This window comes from Rhizobium sp. GN54, from assembly GCF_021026345.1.
In the GTDB taxonomy this organism is placed as follows: domain Bacteria; phylum Pseudomonadota; class Alphaproteobacteria; order Rhizobiales; family Rhizobiaceae; genus Mycoplana.
Window position 1 is genome coordinate 173,651 of sequence record NZ_JAJNCZ010000004.1, and the last position, 17,810, is coordinate 191,460.

Genomic DNA, 17,810 nt, shown 5'->3' on the forward strand with positions numbered 1-17,810 from the left:
CGACGAAGTTGGATTGACTAGTCATACTTTTGACCGTTCAATCGCAACTGATCTGGTGGACCAACCAGTAGTCAGTTATCAGCGGGTACGGTGCATGGGCGGACGTCCGATCCTCACGCAGATGCCGAAAGTCGGGCACAGCCTCGACCGTCGCACCGCGCGTGACGTGATCGCCGAGAAGCTGATGGTGCTGATCGCCACCAACATGCTGCATCCGGGCGACGAGATTCCCGGCGAGCGGGAGCTGGCGCAGGTGCTGCATGTGAGCCGGGAGACGGTGCGCGGCGCGATCCAGTCGCTGGCGGCGCGGGGGATCGTGGAGGTCTCCCAGGGCAGCAGGACACGGGTCGCAAACGTCGATCTCGGCAACCTGACCGTGACGATCGCCACGCCCAACGCCATCGACGCCTACGACCTCGAAGCGGTCCATGCGGCACGGCTGCATATCGAACTGAAGGTCGTGGGCGATGCGGCGGAACGGATCGACGCCGAGACGCTGGGCAAGCTGGAAAGCCTGCTGGAGGCGCAGAGGCTGGGCGGCAGCGATTCGATGCGGTTTTTGATCTGCGACCGGGAATTTCACCTGGCGATCTATCGTACCTGCGGCAACGCGCTTCTGTCGGATTTCGTCACCGACCTCTATACCTACATGATGAACCACCGGCGCATCGCCATGTCGCGTCCCGGCGCGATCGATGCCAGCTATGAAGACCATGCCGAGATCGTCGCCGCCCTGCGGCGGCGGGATCGCGACGCCGTCGTCGCGGCCTTCCGGCACCACCTGACACGCATATACGAGACGACACGCGAGCTTCTGGCCGAGGTCGGCCAGGGCTCGGAGGAGACGAAGATCGAAACGGCACGCTGATCCGGACCTTCCGGACGGCACAACTGGGAGGGTTGGCCGCGAATGCATGTGATGGTGATAGGCGCGGCCGGCATGATCGGCCGCAAACTGGTGGAAGCGATCGCGGCCGATCCGGCGGCGGTCGGGGCGGAGGTCGACAGGCTGACCCTCGTCGACGTGATCGCGCCCGCCGTTCCGCCGGCGCTGGCTTCGGTCGGCAAGGCGCTGGCCGTGGACCTGTCGCAGCCGGGCGAGGCCGGGCGGCTCGTCGAGATGCGCCCCGATCTGGTGTTCCATCTTGCCGCGATCGTGTCCGGCGAGGCGGAGGCTGATTTCGACAAGGGCTACAGGGTCAATCTCGACGGCACGCGTGCGCTGTTCGAGGCGATCCGGCACGAGGGCCAGCGCGAGCCCTACGCTCCGAAGGTGATCTTCGCTTCGTCGATCGCCGTCTTCGGCGAGCCGTTTCCGGAGAAGATCGGCGACGAGTTCTTCACCACGCCGCTGACGAGCTACGGCACGCAGAAGGCGATCTGCGAGCTGCTGCTGGCGGACTATACGCGCCGCGGCATCTTCGACGGCGTCGGCATCCGCCTGCCGACCATCTGCATCCGTCCCGGCACGCCGAACAAGGCGGCCTCGGGCTTCTTTTCCAACATCCTGCGCGAACCCCTGTCCGGCAAGGAGGCGGTGCTTCCGGTCGACGAGAGCGTGCGGCACTGGTTCGCCAGCCCGCGGTCGGCGGTCGGCTTCTTCCTTCATGCCGCGCGGATGGGCACGTCCGCGATCGGCCCCCGGCGCAACCTGACGATGCCGGGCCTCTCGGCGCTGGTCGGCGAGGAGATCGAGGCGCTCAGGCGGGTCGCCGGCGAACAGGCAGTCAAGCTGATCCGCCGCGAGCCCGACCCGGTCATCCGCCGGATCGTCTCCGGCTGGGCGACCGATTTCGACGCCAGGCGCGCCAGCGCGCTCGGGTTCAAGGCGGAGACGACCTTCGACGAGATCATCCGCATCCACATCGAGGACGAACTCGGAGGAAAGATCTGATGGCGCGCAGGGAGCAGACGGGCAAGGGGCGGATCGCGGTCGTCACCGGCGGCGGCACGGGCGTCGGGCGCGGCATCGCCGAAGCGCTGGCCGCCGAGGGCTATGCCGTTGTCATCACCGGCCGGCGCCTGGATGTGCTGGAACAGGCGGCGGCGGAGATTGCCAGCGCGAGCGAGGCGAAAGTCAGGGCGATTGCCTGCGACATCGGTGATTCCGAGCAGGTCGCCCGCCTGTTCGACGCCGTCCGTTCCGAATTCGGCCGGCTGGATCTGCTGGTCAACAATGCCGGCAGCGGCGCGCCGACGATCCCGATGGAAGAGCTGACCTTCGAGCACTGGAACAAGGTCGTTTCCGCCAATCTCACCGGCGCCTTCCTCTGCACGCAGCAGGCGCTTAAGATCATGAAGGCACAGGAGCCGCGCGGCGGGCGCATCATCAACAACGGGTCGATTTCCGCCACGACGCCGCGCCCGCATTCGGCACCCTATACCGCGACCAAGCACGCGATCACGGGGCTGACGAAATCCACCGCGCTCGACGGGCGGCCCTTCGACATCGCCTGCGGCCAGATCGACATCGGCAACGCAGCGACGAACATGACGTCGAGGATGAGCTCGGGCGTAATCCAGGCGAACGGCGAGATCGCGACGGAGCCTACGATCGCCGTCGAGCATATCGCCGATGCCGTCGTCTACATGGCAAGCCTGCCGCTGGAAGCGAACGTGCTGACCATGACGGTGATGGCGACCAAGATGCCGCTGGTCGGCCGCGGGTAGCGGCAGCCGGCAGGAGGATGCGTCCCGGCGCGGCGGCAGACGGCCTGGGGAGGCCCGCCGCACGCGGCCGGGGAAGAGGAACAACGTTCTGGGAGGAACGCAGATGGCAGGTGTCGACTTCGTCGATGTGAGAAAATCGTTCGGTGCCTTTCCGGTGATCAAGGGTGTCGACATCCAGATCGAGGACGGCGAGTTCGTCATCCTGGTCGGGCCGTCCGGCTGCGGGAAATCGACGCTGCTCAGGATGCTTGCGGGGCTGGAGAACATCACCGCCGGCGAGATCCGCATCGGCGGGCGCACCGTCAACGCGCTGCCGCCGAAGGATCGCGACATCGCCATGGTGTTCCAGAACTACGCGCTCTATCCGCACATGACGGTTTCCGACAACATGGCGTTCTCGCTGATGCTGAACGGCTCGCCGAAGGCGGAGATCGACAAGCGGGTGAATGAGGCGGCCGAGATCCTCGGCCTGACCAAGCTGCTCGACCGCTTTCCCCGCCAGCTTTCCGGCGGCCAGCGCCAGCGCGTGGCCATGGGCCGTGCGATCGTGCGCGATCCGCAGGTGTTTCTCTTCGACGAGCCGCTGTCGAACCTCGACGCCAAGCTGCGCGTGGCCATGCGCGCCGAGATCAAGGAACTGCACCAGCGGCTGAAGACCACGACGGTCTATGTCACCCACGACCAGATCGAGGCCATGACCATGGCCGACAAGATCGTCGTGATGCATGACGGCGTCGTCGAGCAGGTCGGCGCGCCGCTCGAACTCTACGACCGCCCGGCCAACCTTTTCGTCGCGGGCTTCATCGGCTCGCCGGCGATGAACATGATCAAGGGCCGCCTCGACCCGGCCGATCCGACCCGCTTCGTCGCGACCGACGGGACCGCGCTGCCGGTGCACCGGCCGCCTGCCGCCGCAAAGGGCCGCGACCTCGTCTACGGCCTGCGCCCCGAATACATGGCGCTGGCGGGCGAGGGGCAGCCGGCCGAGGTCGTGGTGATCGAGCCGACCGGCTACGAGACGCAGATGATCGTCCGCCTCGGCGGTACGGATGTCACCTGCGTGTTCCGCGAGCGGGTCGACGTCCGGCCCGGCGAAACCATCCACCTGAAGATCGATGCCGAGCACGTGCATCTCTTCGATGTCGAGAGCGGCGGCAGGCTGTTCGACTGATACTGTCGCGGATGCGTGCATGCCGGGGAGAGGAGCCCCGCCATGCCGCTTCCGGGACGGACGTTTCCGGCGCTGCCGGGAGCCGATGCCGATGCATCCGCCAAACGGGACGGCGGGTGCCGGAATGTGACGTTCCCGTATTTTTCGAGGAGGAACTTTCATGACTTTCAAGAGACGTGATTTTCTTGCAGCATCCGCCGCTGCCGCCGGCATTGCCGGCCTCGGCATCCGGCCGTCCTTCGCGCAGGCCGCCGAGCCGGTCTACAAGCCCGAGGAAGGCGCAAGCCTCAGGCTCCTGCGCTGGACGCCCTTCGTCAAGGGCGACGAGGACGCCTGGCTCGCCAACACCGCGAAGTTCACCGAGGCGACCGGCGTCGAGGTCCGCATCGACAAGGAGAGCTGGGAGGACATCCGCCCGAAGGCTGCGGTTGCCGCCAATGTCGGCTCCGGCCCGGACATGGTGATGTGCTGGTTTGACGATGCGCACCAGTATCCCGACAAGCTCGTCGACATGACCGAGCTCGCCAACTATCTCGGCGGCAAGTATGGCGGCTGGTACGACGGCATGAAGGGCTATGCCGCCCGTGACGACAAGTTCATCGCCATCCCGCTGACGGCGATCGGCAACGCGGTGGTCTATCGCGACAGCCACATGAAGGCCGCCGGCTTCAACGAGTTCCCGAACGACACCGACGGCTTCCTCGAACTCTGCAAGGCGATGAAGGCCAAGGGCACGCCCGCAGGCTTCCCACACGGCAAGGCCGTCGGCGACGGCAACAACTATGCGCACTGGCTGCTCTGGAGCCATGGCGGCAAGATGGTGGACGAGAGCGGCGCCGTCACCATCAACAGCCCGGAGACGCTGAAGGCGATCAACTATGCCAAGGCGCTCTACGAGACCTTCATCCCCGGCACGGAGAGCTGGCAGGACATCAACAACAACCGCGCCTTCCTGGCCGGCCAGGTGTCGCTGATCGCCAACGGCGTCTCGGTCTATTATGCGGCGCAGAACGACCCGGCGCTGGCGGAGATCGCCGCCGACATCCGCTCGACCAACTTCCCGATCGGCCCGATCGGCCAGAGCGTGGAACTGCACCAGACCAGCTCGCTGCTCTTGTTCAGCCACACCAAGTATCCGGAAGCGGCCAAGGCCTACATCAAGTTCATGATGGAGGCCGACCAGATGAACTCGTGGATCTCTTCGGCGAGCGGCTATTGCTGCCAGCCGCTCAAGGCGTTCGCCGAGAACCCGGTCTGGACCTCCTCGCCGATCCTGGCTCCCTATGCCAAGGCGTCCGAGACGCTTCGTCCGAACGGCTATGCCGGACCTCTCGGCTATGCATCCGCCGGCACGATGGCCGACTACGTGCTGGTCGACATGTTCGCCGCAGCCGTGACCGGGCAGATGACGCCGGAAGAGGCCATGGTCGAGGCCGAGCGCCGGGCCAACCGCTACTATCGCGTCTAAGCCCCCGCAGCCTCGCCAAGGGAAGGCGCGGACTCTCCCCCGCGCCTTCCCGGAACGCCCGCGCGGCGCCACCGGCGCCGCAGTGAAATTCCGTGCAACCGCATCGCCGGAGACGCCCGATGACGACCGTATCCACGACCCAGCCGAAAGCGACGTCGGCGCCCTGGCTGCAGAACAACAACCTGCTCGGCTTCTTCTTCATGCTGCCGGCCGCCGTCTTTCTCGTCTGCTTTCTGACCTATCCACTGGGTCTCGGCGTCTGGCTCGGCTTCACCGATACCCGCATCGGCCGCGACGGCGTGTTCATCGGGCTGGAAAACTACGTGTTCCTCTCACAGGACAAGGTGTTCTGGCTCGCCGTCTTCAACACGCTGCTCTACACGCTGGTCGCCTCGATCCTGAAGTTCGCGCTCGGGCTGTGGCTGGCGCTGCTTTTGAACGAGAACCTGCCGATGAAGTCGTTCTTCCGCGCCATCGTGCTTCTGCCCTGGGTGGTGCCGACGGTGCTTTCGGCGCTGGCGTTCTGGTGGATCTTCGACAGCCAGTTCTCGATCCTGTCGTGGTCGCTGATGCGGCTCGGGCTGATCGACGGGCCGATCAACTTCCTGGGCGACCCGACCAATGCGCGCATGTCGGTGATCGCGGCAAATGTCTGGCGCGGCATCCCCTTCGTGGCGATCTCGCTGCTCGCCGGCCTGCAGACGATCCCCGCCTCGCTGCAGGAGGCGGCCTCGCTCGACGGCGCCACCAACTGGCAGCGCTTCCGCTATGTGACGCTGCCGATGCTGACGCCGATCATCGCCGTCGTGATGACGTTCTCGGTACTGTTCACCTTCACGGACTTCCAGCTCATCTACGTGCTGACCAAGGGCGGGCCGGTAAATGCGACGCATCTGATGGCGACGCTGTCCTTCCAACGCGGCATCCCCGGCGGGCAACTCGGCGAGGGGGCTGCGATCGCGGTCGCCATGATCCCGTTCCTGCTTGCCGCCATCATGTTCAGCTTCTTCGGTCTGCAGCGCCGCAAATGGCAGCAGGGCGGCCAGGATTGAGGGGAGAGAGACGATGAACACGACCACCACCAAGATCCAGCCCGACGTCCTGACCGACAATGCCGAGGGGATGAGCTACCTCAACCGCCTGCCGCGGCGGGTCGTCACGCTCTACCTGCCGATGGCCGTCTTCGTCTTCGTGCTGCTGTTTCCGTTCTACTGGATGGCGATCACGGCAATAAAGCCGAACGCGCAGCTGACCGACTACAACAACTACAGCCCGTTCTGGGTGGTGGGGCCGACGCTGGACCACATCAAGTACCTCCTGTTCGAAACCTCCTATCCGGGCTGGCTGTGGAACACGATGCTGGTCGCGGTCTGCTCGACCTTCCTGTCGCTGGCGGCCTCGGTCTTCGGTGCCTATGCGATCGAGCGCGTGCGCTTCACCGGTGCGCGGCCGGTCGGGCTGATGATCTTCCTCGCCTATCTGGTGCCGCCGTCGATCCTGTTCATCCCGCTCGCCTTCATCGTCTTCAAGCTCGGCATGTACGATACGAAGCTGGCGCTGATCTTCACCTACCCGACGTTCCTCATCCCCTTCTGCACCTGGCTCCTGATGGGCTACTTTCGCTCGATCCCGTTCGAGCTGGAGGAAAGCGCGCTGGTCGACGGCGCATCGCGCTGGCAGATCCTGGTGAAGATCATCCTGCCGCTCGCCGTGCCCGGATTGATCTCGGCCGGCATCTTCGCCTTCACCCTGTCCTGGAACGAATTCATCTATGCGCTCACCTTCATCCAGTCGTCGGAGAACAAGACGGTGCCCGTCGGCGTACTGACGGAGCTCGTGCGCGGCGACGTGTTCGAATGGGGATCACTGATGGCCGGCGCTCTGTTCGGCTCGCTGCCCGTCGTGATCCTCTATTCCTTCTTCGTCGACTACTACGTGTCGTCGATGACGGGCGCGGTGAAGGAATAGCCCGCGTGTCTTTCAGCGCTTCTTTTCAAGGATGGATTTGCCGATGAACCGGATTGATCTTGCAGGCCAGCACGCCGTCATCACCGGTGGCGCGCAAGGGCTGGGTTTCGCCATGGCCCGGCGCATGGTGGCCTCGGGGGCGAAGGTGACGCTCTGGGACATGGACGCTCCGCTTCTGGAAAAGGCGGCGGCGGCGCTCGGTGAACAGGCGCGTGCGGTTCGCGTCGACGTGACGGACTGGAATGCGGTCGAGGCGGCGGCGGCAGAAACGGCCTCGGGCGGCAGGCCGATTTCGATCGTCGTCAATTCGGCCGGCATCGCCGGTCCGGCGGCAGCGCTCGACGTCTACGACGTCGCGACCTGGAAGAAGATCGTCGACGTCAACCTGCACGGCACCTTCCACGTCTGCCGGGCGATCGTGCCGGGCATGAAGGCGCGCAACTACGGGCGGATCGTCAACATCGCCTCGATCGCCGGCAAGGAGGGCAATCCGAATGCGTCCGCCTATTCGGCTTCGAAGGCGGGCGTGATCGGGCTGACCAAGTCGCTCGGCAAGGAACTGGCCTCCTACGACATTGCCGTCAACTGCATCACGCCGGCCACGGCCGAGACGCGCATCCTCGAGCAACTGACGCCGGAGTTCATCGAATACATGCGTTCGCGCATTCCGCGCGGACGGTTCCTCGAGGTCGAGGAGGCCGCCTCGATGGTGGCCTGGCTGGTGTCGAAGGAGAACAGCTTCACCACGGCCGCCGTGTTCGACCTTTCGGGCGGACGGGCGACCTACTGAACGGACGGGGTGGCCGCTGTGGCGATCAGGCCAGGCGCGCAATCACGCCGAGGGCGATGACGGCGGCGGCGAAGAAGTCGGTGAGCATGGCGATGTTCTCCGCCCTGCTGCGGCCCGTATTCATGGCGTGCTTGATGCCGGCGAGCCCCAGGTAGAGCCCGCCGGTGATGCCCGCAGGAACGACCCAGGCCGGCTCCAGAAGCGTCAGCACCCCGACCAGTCCCATGGCGAGATTGCCGAAGCCGATCTCGGTCACGAGCTTCTCGGCTTCCGGGTCTTTGATCCGGAAGATCGTCGTCGCCGTGAACGAGGGCTGCATCACCTGCCGAACGCCGGCGAGGAGGAGCCGGACGCCGACGATCCAGAACACGAACCATTTGCCGATCAGAAACAACAGGCTGGCGTCTGTGCCGGACAGTTGCTCGATCAGGATCGAGGCGATCGGAAGGACGACCATCAGGGCCAAGAGCATCAGCAGGTACATCGGTATCCCCCGGTTTGCGCAGGATGCCATCATAGATTGCGGAGGTTGTTGTACAAGCGCTTTCTCATATAACGCGCCTGCCTTGATCGAGGCGCACTCCACCCGCGTTCAACCCAGCTCAAGCGTGGTGACGGCGAAGACGCCGGAGGTCTCCACCGCGGGAGGTGTGCCGCGGTACATGCGGGCCGTGACGAAGCCCCTTTGCAGGCCGCCGTCGGCGAGCATGCCGGAGAAGTGCTCGGCCGTTTCCGGAACGTCGAGATGGATCGTCGCGTCGCCGCATTCGGCGGTGAGGGCCGACAGGAGCGTGCTTGCCCCCTGCGCGTCTTCGGCGAAGAGCGGCCCGATCTTGAAGCCGTCGCCGCAACGCCGCGCGACGCCGTAGCCGCGCACGATACCGTCGCGCACAAGCACGCGGGCGATCCGCGGGCTCTCCAGCCAGCGGGCCAGGAAGGCGGGGCGAGGAGCGGGGAAGAAGCGACGGTCGAAGGTTTCGATCGCCGGGGCGAGTTCAGGCTGCGGCGGGACTATGTCGCGGACGTTTCCGCCCGATGTCGTTGCCCATCTCGTCGCTTGTACCGGGCCGGGGCGGCCGCTCCAGCGCCAGGTCCGGTAGAGGGAGCAAAAGCCCATCCTCGTATAGTTCGCCTGCTGCTCGGGCACGCCGTCGAGGCCGATCGTGCGGCCTTCGAGACGGCGCATGCCCGCGTTCCACACCAGTCTTCCATAGCCGCGGCCTCGGCAATCCGGACGGCAGATATAGAGGCCGATGAAGCCAAAGTCTTCGCCATAGGCAACGGCCGAGATACCGGCGACCATGGCGCCGTCGACAAAAGCGCCGATGAAGCCTGCCGGGTCCGTGGCGTGGAAGGCAGGCGCGTCGGCAATGCCCGGGTTCCAGCCTTCGCCGGCGGCCCAGCCGAGCAACATTCCGGTTTCGGCCGGCGTCAGCGTCCGGATTTTGGATGCATCGTCGTTCATGCCGACAGGATGGCCTGCGGGGAGAAGATTTCAAGGGCGCCGCGATGGGGCTTGGCGACCGGCGTGGCGTAGGGGCCGCGCTTGGCGGTACGCAGGCCGAGCGCCACCAGCGCCTCGGCCTGCTTGACCGCGGCTGCGACGCCGTCGACGACCGGGACGCCGAACTCGGCCCTGAGCGCCGCCGTCAGGTCGGCCATGCCGGCGCAACCCAACACGATCGCCTCCGTCCGGTCTTCGCGCAGCGCTGCGTCGATCTCGCTGCGCAGGCGATCGCGGGCGTTCGATTGCGGGTTCTCTAGCGACAGGACCGGGATGTCGGCGGCGCGGACGTTGCAACGCGCGGCCATGCCGTAGCGATGAACGAGATCGGCCACCGGCAGGCGCGAACGTTCCATGGTCGTGACGATGGTGAAGCGGCGGGCGATGAAGGAGGTCGCGGCAAGCGCCGCCTCGCAGATGCCGAGCACGGGAATGGCAGCGAGCGCGCGGCAGGCGTCCAGCCCGGTGTCGTCGAAACAGGCGATGATCGCGGCATCCGCGCCTTCGCGCTCAGCCCTTGCCAGTTCCAGGAGCAGGCCGGGCACGGCCAGCGCCTCGTCGTAGTAGCCCTCGATCGACGCCGGTCCCATCGAAGAGGTCACGGCCACGATCTCGGTGCCCGAGGCGGCCGCGCGCCGGGCCGCGTCGGCGATCGTCTCCGTCATCGACGGGGTGGTGTTGGGATTGATGACTGCAATGCGCATTTCGAAAAAGCCTCAAGCGCGCGTGCGGCGCCGGTTCAGATAGAAGATCGCGCCGACGGTGACGGCGATCACGAGGAACGAAAACAGCGTCGTCACCGTGCCGAGCGCATAGAGCACCGGCGTCGTGACGTTAGTGGTCATGGCGTAGATCTCGAGCGGCAGCGTGTTGTAGGTGCCGGCCGTCATCAGCGTGCGGGCGAACTCGTCATAGGAGAGCGAGAAGCCGAACAGGCCGACGCCGATCAGGCTGGGGGCGATCATCGGCAGGACGACATGCAGGAAGGTCTGCCACGAACTGGCGCCGAGATCGCGCGCCGCCTCCTCGTAGGCCGGCGAGAAGCGGTTGAACACGGCGAACATGATCAGCACACCGAAGGGTAGCGTCCAGGTCAGTTGGGCGCCGAAGGCGGACGAGTACCACGCCGGCTGGATGCCGAGTTGCTGGAACAGGACACCGATGCCGAGCGAGACGATGATGGAGGGAACGACGAGACTTGCGACGGAGAGATAGAAGAGCGGGGTGGCGCCGAGGAACCTGCGGCGGAAGGCGAGGCCCGCGAGCAGCGACACCAGCACGGTAACCACCATTACCGACAGCCCGAGCGCCAGCGAGCGGCGGAAGCTGCCGCCGAAATCGCCGACGGCCTGTGTCTGCATCAGATTGGCGAACCAGTGTAGCGACACGCCGTTGAGCGGGAAGGTCAGGCCACCGTTCGGCCCCTGGAAGGACAGGATGATGATAGCCGACAGCGGCCCGTAGAGGAAGACGACGAAGAGCGCGAAGAAGATGGCCAGGACGTAGAACTCGCGGCTGCGGGGTTCCCTGTGCATGTCAGAGCTCCTTGCGGATATCGACGATGCGCAGGATGCCCGCCACCATCATCAGGACGAGGACGAGCAACACGACCGCATTGGCGGCGGCTGCCGGATACTGCAGAAGCGACATCTGGTTCTTCATCATCAGCGCCACCGAGGCGCTCTGGCCGCCCGACATGACCTGTACGGTCGAGAAGTCGGCCATCACCAGCGTGACCACGAAGATGGTGCCGATGGCCATGCCGGGCTTGGCGAGCGGCAGGATGACGTTGATCAGCACCTGGAAGCTTGACGCGCCGGCATCGCGGGCGGCTTCCACCAGCGCGCGGTCGATGCGCATCAGCGTGTTGAAGATCGGCGTGACCATGAACAGCGTGTAGAGATGCACCATGGCGAGAACGACGGCGAAGTCGGAATAGAGCAGCCATTCGACCGGCGCGGAGACCAGGCCGGCCTCGACCAGTGCCGAGTTGACCAGGCCGTTGCGTCCGAGAACCGGGATCCACGAGATCATGCGGATGATGTTCGACGTCAGGAACGGAACGGTGCAAATGAGGAACAGCACCATCTGCATGGAGGAGGTGCGGACGTGGAACGCCAGAAAATAGGCGACCCAGAAGCCGACGAAGAGCGTGATCAGCCAGACGATGACGGCGAACTTGAGCGTGTTGAGATAGGTCTGCCACGTCACCCAGGATCCGAGCGTCTCGGTATAATTGAAGGTGACGAAATCGGGGTACATGGCCGCGAAGTCGTAGTCCCAGAAGCTGACGACGGCGATGAGCAGCAACGGCAGCAGCAGGAAGGCGCCGAGGATCAGAAAGAGCGGCAACGCCTGCAGGTAGGCGGCAAATGTCGGTGGAAAGCGGAAGCCCTCGCTCCTTGCTCTCTGTGGCTTGTCCGTTTCGGTGGATGTCATGGTAGCCATTGTCGCTTCCCTGGTTGGCCCTCATCCGCCCTGCCGGGCACCTTCTCCCCGCAAACGGGGAGAAGGAAATGCGTGGCAACCGCCGACCGCCCAACGTCTCCGGCCGGGCACGTCCCGCTCGCCGTTCACGAGGGGCAGCGGCACTTGCCGACCCTCAGGCCGCGATGAATTCGTTCCAGCGGCGGACCATGTAGCGGTCCTCGTCCATGACCGAGTTCCAGCAGGCGACCCTGCCCATGCGCTCCTCGAACGAGCCGCCGTCGCGGACGGCGCCGGCCTTCTCCATCACCTTGCCTTCCGGCGAGAGGATGTCGCCCTGCGCCGGCTTGCCCTCGATCCAGTAACCCCATTCGTCGGCGGACATGTATTCCTTGGCGGTTTCCATGCAGGCCGAGTAGTAGCCCTGGCGGTTCAGGTAGCCGCCGACCCAACCGGAGGTGTACCAGTTGATGTATTCGTAGGCCGCATCGAGCTGGGCGCCGGAAAGGTGCGAGGCGAGGCCGAGGCCGCCGCCCCAGGAGCGGTATCCTTCCTTCAGCGGCTGGTACTTGCAGGAGATCCCGCGCGAACGCACGGCAGCGACGGCCGGCGACCACATGGACTGGATGACGACTTCGCCGGACGCCATCAGGTTGACCGACTCGTCGAAGGACTTCCAGAAGGCGCGAAACTGGCCGTCCTGCTTGGCCTTGATGAGGAAGTCGATCGTGGCGTCGATCTCTTCCTTGGTCATGTTGCCCTTGTCGGTATATTTGATGTTGCCGAGCGCCTCCATGATCATTGCCGCATCCATGATGCCGATGGAGGGGATGTTGAGGATCGAGGTCTTGCCCTTGAAGGCCGGGTCCATGATGTCGGCCCAGGTGGTGATCTCGCGGCCGACGAGGTCTGGGCGGATGCCGAGCGTGTCGGCATTGTAGATGGTCGGCATCATCGTGAAGAATTCGGTCTCGCTCGTGGAGAACGTCTTGGCGTCCTTGCTGTCGACATAGCCGACGGTGTGGGGTGCGGTGCCTTGCGCGATCACGCTGTCGGGCAGGAGTTTGCCGTTTTTGAACAGCGGCACGACCTTGTCGTAGAATTTCAGCTTCGACGTCTCCATCGGCTGGATCACGCCGCTCGGATAGACCTTCTTGAGGATCCAGTATTCGATGTCGGCGATGTCGTAGGAATTCGGCTGGGTGACCGCGCGCTGGGCGGCGGCGTCGGAGTCCATGGCCGTCATCTCCAGCGTGATGCCCAGGTCTTCCTTGCACTTTTCTGCAACCGCATTGATGTTCGACACGCCGGTTCCGAACTGTCGCAGCGTGATCGGGTTCTGCGCCCAGATGGTCGGAAAGCCCGTGATGGCGCCGGAGCCGGCGACGAGGCCGGCGGCGGCGGCTCCCGTCTTCAGGAGTGAGCGGCGGTTGATGCCCGTCTTTGCGGAAGTCGTCTTGGTCATTGGCTGTTCTCCTATTTTTGCTTTGTGATTGTCGGGTCCGCCGGGTGGCCGGCGGTCATTTCGGGATGCGTCCGAGCACGGTCGCGTCCGCTGCCCCCCAGGAAAGCGGCACGGCATCGCCGACCTTGGTCGTCCGTTCGAAGAAGGCCGTGTCGTCGAGGATGACGGTGAAATCCTCGACGCCGGCACCGTCGATGCTGAGCTTCACCGTCGAGCCGCGGTATTCGATGTTGGAGACGATGCCGGTGAAGCCGAGGCCGGGGACGTCGGTCGGCGCGATGCGGACGCGGTCTGTCCGCACGGCGATGTCGACCGGCTGGCCCGCCGCGACCGGGGCGCCCTGGGCCGTGAACTGCCCGCCATTGACGACATCCAGTGTGACGATGCCGTTCGCGGCTGTTGCCGCCCGCCCGGAGATCACGTTGTGGTCGCCCATGAAGCGCGCCACGAAGGCGGTGGCCGGCCGCTCGAACACCACGCGGGGCGCCGCCGCCTGCTCAATCCGCCCGTCGTTCATCACGACGATCAGGTCGGCGAGCGCCATCGCTTCTTCCTGGCTATGGGTAACATGCACGAAGGTGATGCCGAGCGAGGTCTGCAGGCGCTTCAGTTCCGCGCGCATGCGGATCTTCAGGAAGGGGTCGAGGGCCGACAGCGGCTCATCGAGGAGCAGCGCTTCGGGATCGGTGATCAGCGCGCGGGCAAGCGCCACCCGTTGCTGCTGGCCGCCGGAAAGCTGGGCGGGACGGCGCGTCGCATAGGCCTCGAGCTGCATCAGCCGCAGCATGTCGAGCGCCTTCCGGCGCCGCTCGTCCTTGTCCACGCCCTTCATCTTCAGGCTGAAGGCGACGTTGTCGATGAGGTCGAGGTGGGGAAAGAGCGCGTAGGACTGGAACATCATCGCCGTGCCGCGCCTTGCCGCAGGCAGGTTGGTAATGACCGTGTTGCCGAGCCTGATATCGCCGTCGGAGACGGTTTCATGGCCGGCGATCATGCGCAGGGTCGAGGTCTTGCCGCAACCGGAAGGCCCGAGCAGGCAGCAATAGGTCCCGGCGGGGATCTTCAGGCTGATCGCATGGACGGCAGTCGCCTGGCCATAGATCTTGGAGACGGAGGCGATGTCGATTTCGGCGGCTTTGGTCACGCGGCAGCTCCTCTGAGTCGATCTTGCCGATGCAGGAGGCGTGCCAATTTTTTGCGTGCCCGGCCAAGGCTTTGGAATCGTGCAATTTTATTTTCGGCTGCCGAACGTTTGTGCCGCATCGCAACGATGTATGCACAAAAAACAGATATTGCGTTCAATCCTGAAGCTGGATTGGATGCAAAACATTTCTGAAATCCGGCACGCGGCTATTCACTCGCAGCAGCGACGGCGTTAGAAAGAGGCATGGACAAGTCACTGCCGATTGCCGAGGGACGCGCGCCGTTCGATCCGAACCCGGAGGACCGGGCGCAATCCATCCGCGATTCGCTGAGGGACGCCATCGTCGACCGGCGGCTTGCGCCGGGCACCAAGCTTTCCGAGGCAGAGGTCGGCACGCTGTTCGACGTCAGCCGGACGGTAGCCCGCGCCGCGCTGCAGATGCTGGCCTTCGAGGGGCTAGTGAAGGTCGAGCGCAACCGTGGCGCCTTCGTCTCCGACCCGACGCCGGAGGAGGCTCTGCAGGTCTTCGCCTCGCGCCGCCTGATCGAGCCGGGCATCATCGCAGCGGTGATCGAACGGGTGACGCCGGCCGATATCAGGGCCTTCCGTGCGCATCTCGATGAGGAAACGCGCCACAAGCAGGAGCGAGGCGCTGCCGCCCGGCGGGCCGAGATCAAGGCGTCCGGCGACTTTCATCTGATGCTCGCCGCCGTAGCAGGCAACGCGATCCTGCAGAAGTTCATGGACGAACTCGTCGCCCGCTCGTCGCTGGTGATTTCTCTCTACGGCCGTTCGGGCGCGTCCAGTTGCGGGCACAACGACCATGCCGATCTGCTCGTCGCCGTCGAAACCCGTGACGTGCCGCGCGCCCAGGCTCTGATGCTCCGCCACATCGATCACATCGAGGCTGACCTGGACTTGCGGACGAAGGAAGGGCTGACGCTCAAGGACGCGCTGGCGCTCTAATTCAACAGTTCGATGCCGGCGCCGTCCTTCCTGCAATGGCCTGTCCGTCATCGGCTTGCTACGGCAGGGTGCGTCGACAGCCTAAGGCTGTCGACGCAGAAGCGTATCAGAGTGGCGACCTGGATCTGATCTCTCGTCAGGTTCGGGCGCCACGATCTCCCCGGAACGGGCCGCCAGTTGAAGGCGGGACCAACCGGGGAACTAGGCAAGCCAGAAGATAAGGCCCGACAGCGCGAAGCCCACGAGGCCGACCAGCGTCTGCATGACGGTCCAAGTCTTGAACGTGGTCTTGACGTCCATGTTGAAGAAGCGGCCGACCAGCCAGAAGCCGGAGTCGTTGACGTGGGACAACATCACCGACCCTGCGGCCAGCGCCAGCACGACGGCCGAAAGCTGGAACCCTTCGTAGCCTGCAGCCTGCACGGCGGGTTGCACGAGCCCGGCGGCGGTTATGAGCGCCACTGTCGCCGAGCCTTGCGCGACCCTCAGCGCGGTCGCGATGAGGAAGCCTGCAACGAACACGGGCAGGCCGATATCCGAAAGCGCATCCGACAGCGCGTTTCCGATGCCGGAGGCGCGCAGGACGCCCCCGAACATGCCGCCGGCGCCGGTGATCAGGATGATGGAGCAAACGGGTCCGAGAGCCGAATCGAGGATGCGCTCGACCTTGACGGCGTCCCTTCCGCGCCTTGGGCCCAGCACATAGCCGGCGACAAGGACCGAAATCAGAAGGGCGATGGGCGTAGCGCCGATCGTGCGTGCAAGCTGGAACCAGGTGGCATTGCTGTCGACCCATCCCTGTGCGCGGGCGAAGTCGAGACCCGTATTGATGAAGATGAGAAACAGCGGCAGCAGCAGGAGGGCAACCACCAGGCCCGGAGCCGGCGGATTAGCGTCTTCACCTGCGGATTTGTCGGTCGCAAGAATGTCCGGCACCGGCAGCAGGATGCGCTTGCCGATCCATGCGCCGAACAGATGGCCCGCCACGACCCAGGTCGGTATGGCGACCATGAGGCCGACCAGGATCAGGAGGCCCGCATCGGCCCCCAGAAGCTCGGCCGCGGCAACAGGCCCCGGATGCGGCGGCACGAAGACGTGCATGACGGAAAACGCCGTGGCGACCGGGATACCGTAGAGCAGGAGGCTGCCGCCCAGGCGGCGCGCAACCGTGAAGACCACGGGCAGCATCACCACGAGTCCGGCATCGAAGAAGATCGGGAATCCGAAGATCAGGGATGCGATGCCCAGCGCCATCGGAGCCCGCTTCTCGCCAAAGCGTCTCACGAGATCGTCCGCAAGCGCCTGTGCACCGCCCGACACTTCGAGCATGCGCCCGAGCATCGCGCCGAGACCGACCAGGAGGGCGACCCCGCCCAGCGTCGACCCGAAGGATGAGGTGAGGGTCGTCAGGATATTGCCTGCCGGAATGCCGGCCACGATCGCCGTCAGGACGCTGACAACGATGAGAGCGACAAAGGCATGGATGCGAAACTGGATGATCAGCAACAGCAGCAGCGCAACGGCGCCGACCGCTATGGATATAAGCGCTCCTGCGCCCAGTGTCTGTTCGAATTCTGGCACTTAACTACTCCTTGCACGCGTCCCCGATTCCGATCGTTCCGGAAAACGCGTCCTCTAAATCTATTGTTTGATATGAGAATTCAGGTTCAGCCCGGTGAGGGCGCGATCGACCACCGTCTCGGGAGGCGCGTCGACGGTGATCTTGACGCCATTTTCGTCCTCCTGCAGGTCCTCGAGCGTGGCGAACTGCGAATCAAGAAGGGACGGCGGCATGAAATGGCCTTTTCGCCGGGCCATCCGCTCTGCCACGAGCTTCTTGTCTGCGACGAGTTCGACGAAGCGCACGTCCGCCCGCGCACCGTTCAAGATCTCACGATAGCTGCGTTTCAAAGCCGAACATGTCAGGACGACATTGCTGCCTGCATCCGCCTTCTCGCTGATCCAGTCCCGGATCTTCTTGAGCCAGGGCTGGCGATCGGCGTCGTCAAGGGGAATGCCCGCCGACATCTTCTCGATGTTTTCGGGCGGGTGGAAGGTGTCTCCTTCCGCACATTCCCATCCGAGCTTCTGTGACAGGAGTTCGGCCGTCGTGGTTTTGCCGATGCTGGAGGGCCCCATGACGATCAGGGCGATGGGTTTATCCTTGGTAGTTTCAATCATTCCAATAAATTCCACTCGAGTGCCCGTTCAGGGTAGTAAACGTCTGAAGATCAATT

The 17,810-nt window shown here is 64.8% G+C and carries 18 protein-coding genes; 9 read left to right on the forward strand and 9 right to left on the reverse strand.

Annotated features, from left to right (window positions below; all coding sequences use genetic code 11):
• Window positions 1-94 precede the first annotated feature (94 nt).
• From LQK81_RS12890 to LQK81_RS12925, 8 genes are all read left to right on the forward strand, one after another.
• Window positions 95-868, forward strand: coding sequence for a FadR/GntR family transcriptional regulator (locus tag LQK81_RS12890; protein WP_230806729.1), 774 nt, complete (start codon window positions 95-97; stop codon window positions 866-868).
• 42 nt (window positions 869-910) lie between these two features.
• Window positions 911-1,894, forward strand: coding sequence for a D-erythronate dehydrogenase (gene denD / locus LQK81_RS12895; protein WP_230806731.1), 984 nt, complete (start codon window positions 911-913; stop codon window positions 1,892-1,894).
• Window positions 1,894-2,670, forward strand: coding sequence for an SDR family oxidoreductase (locus LQK81_RS12900; RefSeq protein ID WP_230806733.1), 777 nt, complete (start codon window positions 1,894-1,896; stop codon window positions 2,668-2,670). Before denD ends, LQK81_RS12900 begins: the two co-directional genes overlap by 1 nt.
• Window positions 2,671-2,773: 103 nt before the next feature.
• On the forward strand, window positions 2,774-3,841 hold the full coding sequence (locus LQK81_RS12905; RefSeq protein ID WP_230806735.1) for an ABC transporter ATP-binding protein: 1,068 nt from the start codon (window positions 2,774-2,776) through the stop codon (window positions 3,839-3,841).
• Between the two features lie 160 nt (window positions 3,842-4,001).
• Window positions 4,002-5,309: an ABC transporter substrate-binding protein gene (locus LQK81_RS12910; RefSeq protein ID WP_230806737.1), complete on the forward strand. Its 1,308-nt coding sequence runs from the start codon at window positions 4,002-4,004 to the stop codon at window positions 5,307-5,309.
• A 119-nt stretch (window positions 5,310-5,428) separates the two neighbouring features.
• The gene (locus tag LQK81_RS12915) at window positions 5,429-6,361 is read left to right on the forward strand and encodes a carbohydrate ABC transporter permease (RefSeq protein WP_230806738.1); all 933 of its coding nucleotides are present in this window, start codon (window positions 5,429-5,431) and stop codon (window positions 6,359-6,361) included.
• Window positions 6,362-6,374: 13 nt separating this feature from the next.
• The gene (locus LQK81_RS12920; protein WP_230806740.1) at window positions 6,375-7,277 is read left to right on the forward strand and encodes a carbohydrate ABC transporter permease; all 903 of its coding nucleotides are present in this window, start codon (window positions 6,375-6,377) and stop codon (window positions 7,275-7,277) included.
• Between the two features lie 43 nt (window positions 7,278-7,320).
• Window positions 7,321-8,067 (forward strand): SDR family NAD(P)-dependent oxidoreductase, encoded by a 747-nt coding sequence (locus tag LQK81_RS12925; RefSeq protein ID WP_230806741.1) that lies wholly within the window; start codon window positions 7,321-7,323, stop codon window positions 8,065-8,067.
• Window positions 8,068-8,092: 25 nt separating this feature from the next.
• Here LQK81_RS12925 and LQK81_RS12930 read toward each other — a convergent pair whose 3' ends face one another.
• The 7 genes from LQK81_RS12930 to LQK81_RS12960 form a co-directional block, all read right to left on the reverse strand.
• On the reverse strand, window positions 8,093-8,551 hold the full coding sequence (locus LQK81_RS12930) for a DUF6790 family protein (protein WP_230806742.1): 459 nt from the start codon (window positions 8,549-8,551) through the stop codon (window positions 8,093-8,095).
• Between the two features lie 108 nt (window positions 8,552-8,659).
• Window positions 8,660-9,532, reverse strand: coding sequence for a GNAT family N-acetyltransferase (locus tag LQK81_RS12935; RefSeq protein ID WP_230806744.1), 873 nt, complete (start codon window positions 9,530-9,532; stop codon window positions 8,660-8,662).
• On the reverse strand, window positions 9,529-10,275 hold the full coding sequence (locus LQK81_RS12940) for an aspartate/glutamate racemase family protein (protein WP_230806746.1): 747 nt from the start codon (window positions 10,273-10,275) through the stop codon (window positions 9,529-9,531). Before LQK81_RS12940 ends, LQK81_RS12935 begins: the two co-directional genes overlap by 4 nt.
• Window positions 10,276-10,287: 12 nt before the next feature.
• Window positions 10,288-11,106 (reverse strand): ABC transporter permease, encoded by an 819-nt coding sequence (locus LQK81_RS12945; protein ID WP_230806747.1) that lies wholly within the window; start codon window positions 11,104-11,106, stop codon window positions 10,288-10,290.
• Window position 11,107: 1 nt separating this feature from the next.
• Window positions 11,108-12,019: an ABC transporter permease gene (locus LQK81_RS12950; protein ID WP_230806749.1), complete on the reverse strand. Its 912-nt coding sequence runs from the start codon at window positions 12,017-12,019 to the stop codon at window positions 11,108-11,110.
• 154 nt (window positions 12,020-12,173) lie between these two features.
• Window positions 12,174-13,463 carry an ABC transporter substrate-binding protein gene (locus LQK81_RS12955; RefSeq protein WP_230806751.1) on the reverse strand — a complete coding sequence of 430 codons (1,290 nt, stop codon included), beginning with the start codon at window positions 13,461-13,463 and terminating at the stop codon, window positions 12,174-12,176.
• A 55-nt stretch (window positions 13,464-13,518) separates the two neighbouring features.
• On the reverse strand, window positions 13,519-14,607 hold the full coding sequence (locus LQK81_RS12960) for an ABC transporter ATP-binding protein (protein WP_230806753.1): 1,089 nt from the start codon (window positions 14,605-14,607) through the stop codon (window positions 13,519-13,521).
• A 243-nt stretch (window positions 14,608-14,850) separates the two neighbouring features.
• Between LQK81_RS12960 and LQK81_RS12965 the strand changes: the two genes are divergently transcribed.
• Entirely contained in the window at window positions 14,851-15,573 is a 723-nt protein-coding gene (locus tag LQK81_RS12965; protein WP_230806755.1) for a GntR family transcriptional regulator, read from the forward strand.
• A 201-nt stretch (window positions 15,574-15,774) separates the two neighbouring features.
• Here LQK81_RS12965 and LQK81_RS12970 read toward each other — a convergent pair whose 3' ends face one another.
• Window positions 15,775-17,154, reverse strand: a complete 1,380-nt coding sequence (locus LQK81_RS12970; RefSeq protein ID WP_230806756.1) for a GntP family permease — start codon at window positions 17,152-17,154, stop codon at window positions 15,775-15,777.
• A gap of 60 nt (window positions 17,155-17,214) precedes the next feature.
• Window positions 17,215-17,769: a gluconokinase gene (locus tag LQK81_RS12975; RefSeq protein ID WP_230806758.1), complete on the reverse strand. Its 555-nt coding sequence runs from the start codon at window positions 17,767-17,769 to the stop codon at window positions 17,215-17,217.
• Window positions 17,770-17,810: the final 41 nt, after the last annotated feature.

Coding starts and splice junctions, on each gene's coding strand:
- LQK81_RS12935 (WP_230806744.1), bottom strand. CDS start 9,532: ATGAACGACGATGCATCCAAAATCCGGACGCTGACGCCGGCCGAAACC.
- LQK81_RS12900 (WP_230806733.1), top strand. CDS start 1,894: ATGGCGCGCAGGGAGCAGACGGGCAAGGGGCGGATCGCGGTCGTCACC.
- LQK81_RS12945 (WP_230806747.1), bottom strand. CDS start 11,106: ATGCACAGGGAACCCCGCAGCCGCGAGTTCTACGTCCTGGCCATCTTC.
- LQK81_RS12905 (WP_230806735.1), top strand. CDS start 2,774: ATGGCAGGTGTCGACTTCGTCGATGTGAGAAAATCGTTCGGTGCCTTT.
- LQK81_RS12955 (WP_230806751.1), bottom strand. CDS start 13,463: ATGACCAAGACGACTTCCGCAAAGACGGGCATCAACCGCCGCTCACTC.
- LQK81_RS12920 (WP_230806740.1), top strand. CDS start 6,375: ATGAACACGACCACCACCAAGATCCAGCCCGACGTCCTGACCGACAAT.
- LQK81_RS12940 (WP_230806746.1), bottom strand. CDS start 10,275: ATGCGCATTGCAGTCATCAATCCCAACACCACCCCGTCGATGACGGAG.
- LQK81_RS12930 (WP_230806742.1), bottom strand. CDS start 8,551: ATGTACCTGCTGATGCTCTTGGCCCTGATGGTCGTCCTTCCGATCGCC.
- LQK81_RS12965 (WP_230806755.1), top strand. CDS start 14,851: ATGGACAAGTCACTGCCGATTGCCGAGGGACGCGCGCCGTTCGATCCG.
- LQK81_RS12925 (WP_230806741.1), top strand. CDS start 7,321: ATGAACCGGATTGATCTTGCAGGCCAGCACGCCGTCATCACCGGTGGC.
- LQK81_RS12915 (WP_230806738.1), top strand. CDS start 5,429: ATGACGACCGTATCCACGACCCAGCCGAAAGCGACGTCGGCGCCCTGG.
- LQK81_RS12910 (WP_230806737.1), top strand. CDS start 4,002: ATGACTTTCAAGAGACGTGATTTTCTTGCAGCATCCGCCGCTGCCGCC.
- LQK81_RS12950 (WP_230806749.1), bottom strand. CDS start 12,019: ATGGCTACCATGACATCCACCGAAACGGACAAGCCACAGAGAGCAAGG.
- LQK81_RS12890 (WP_230806729.1), top strand. CDS start 95: ATGGGCGGACGTCCGATCCTCACGCAGATGCCGAAAGTCGGGCACAGC.
- denD (WP_230806731.1), top strand. CDS start 911: ATGCATGTGATGGTGATAGGCGCGGCCGGCATGATCGGCCGCAAACTG.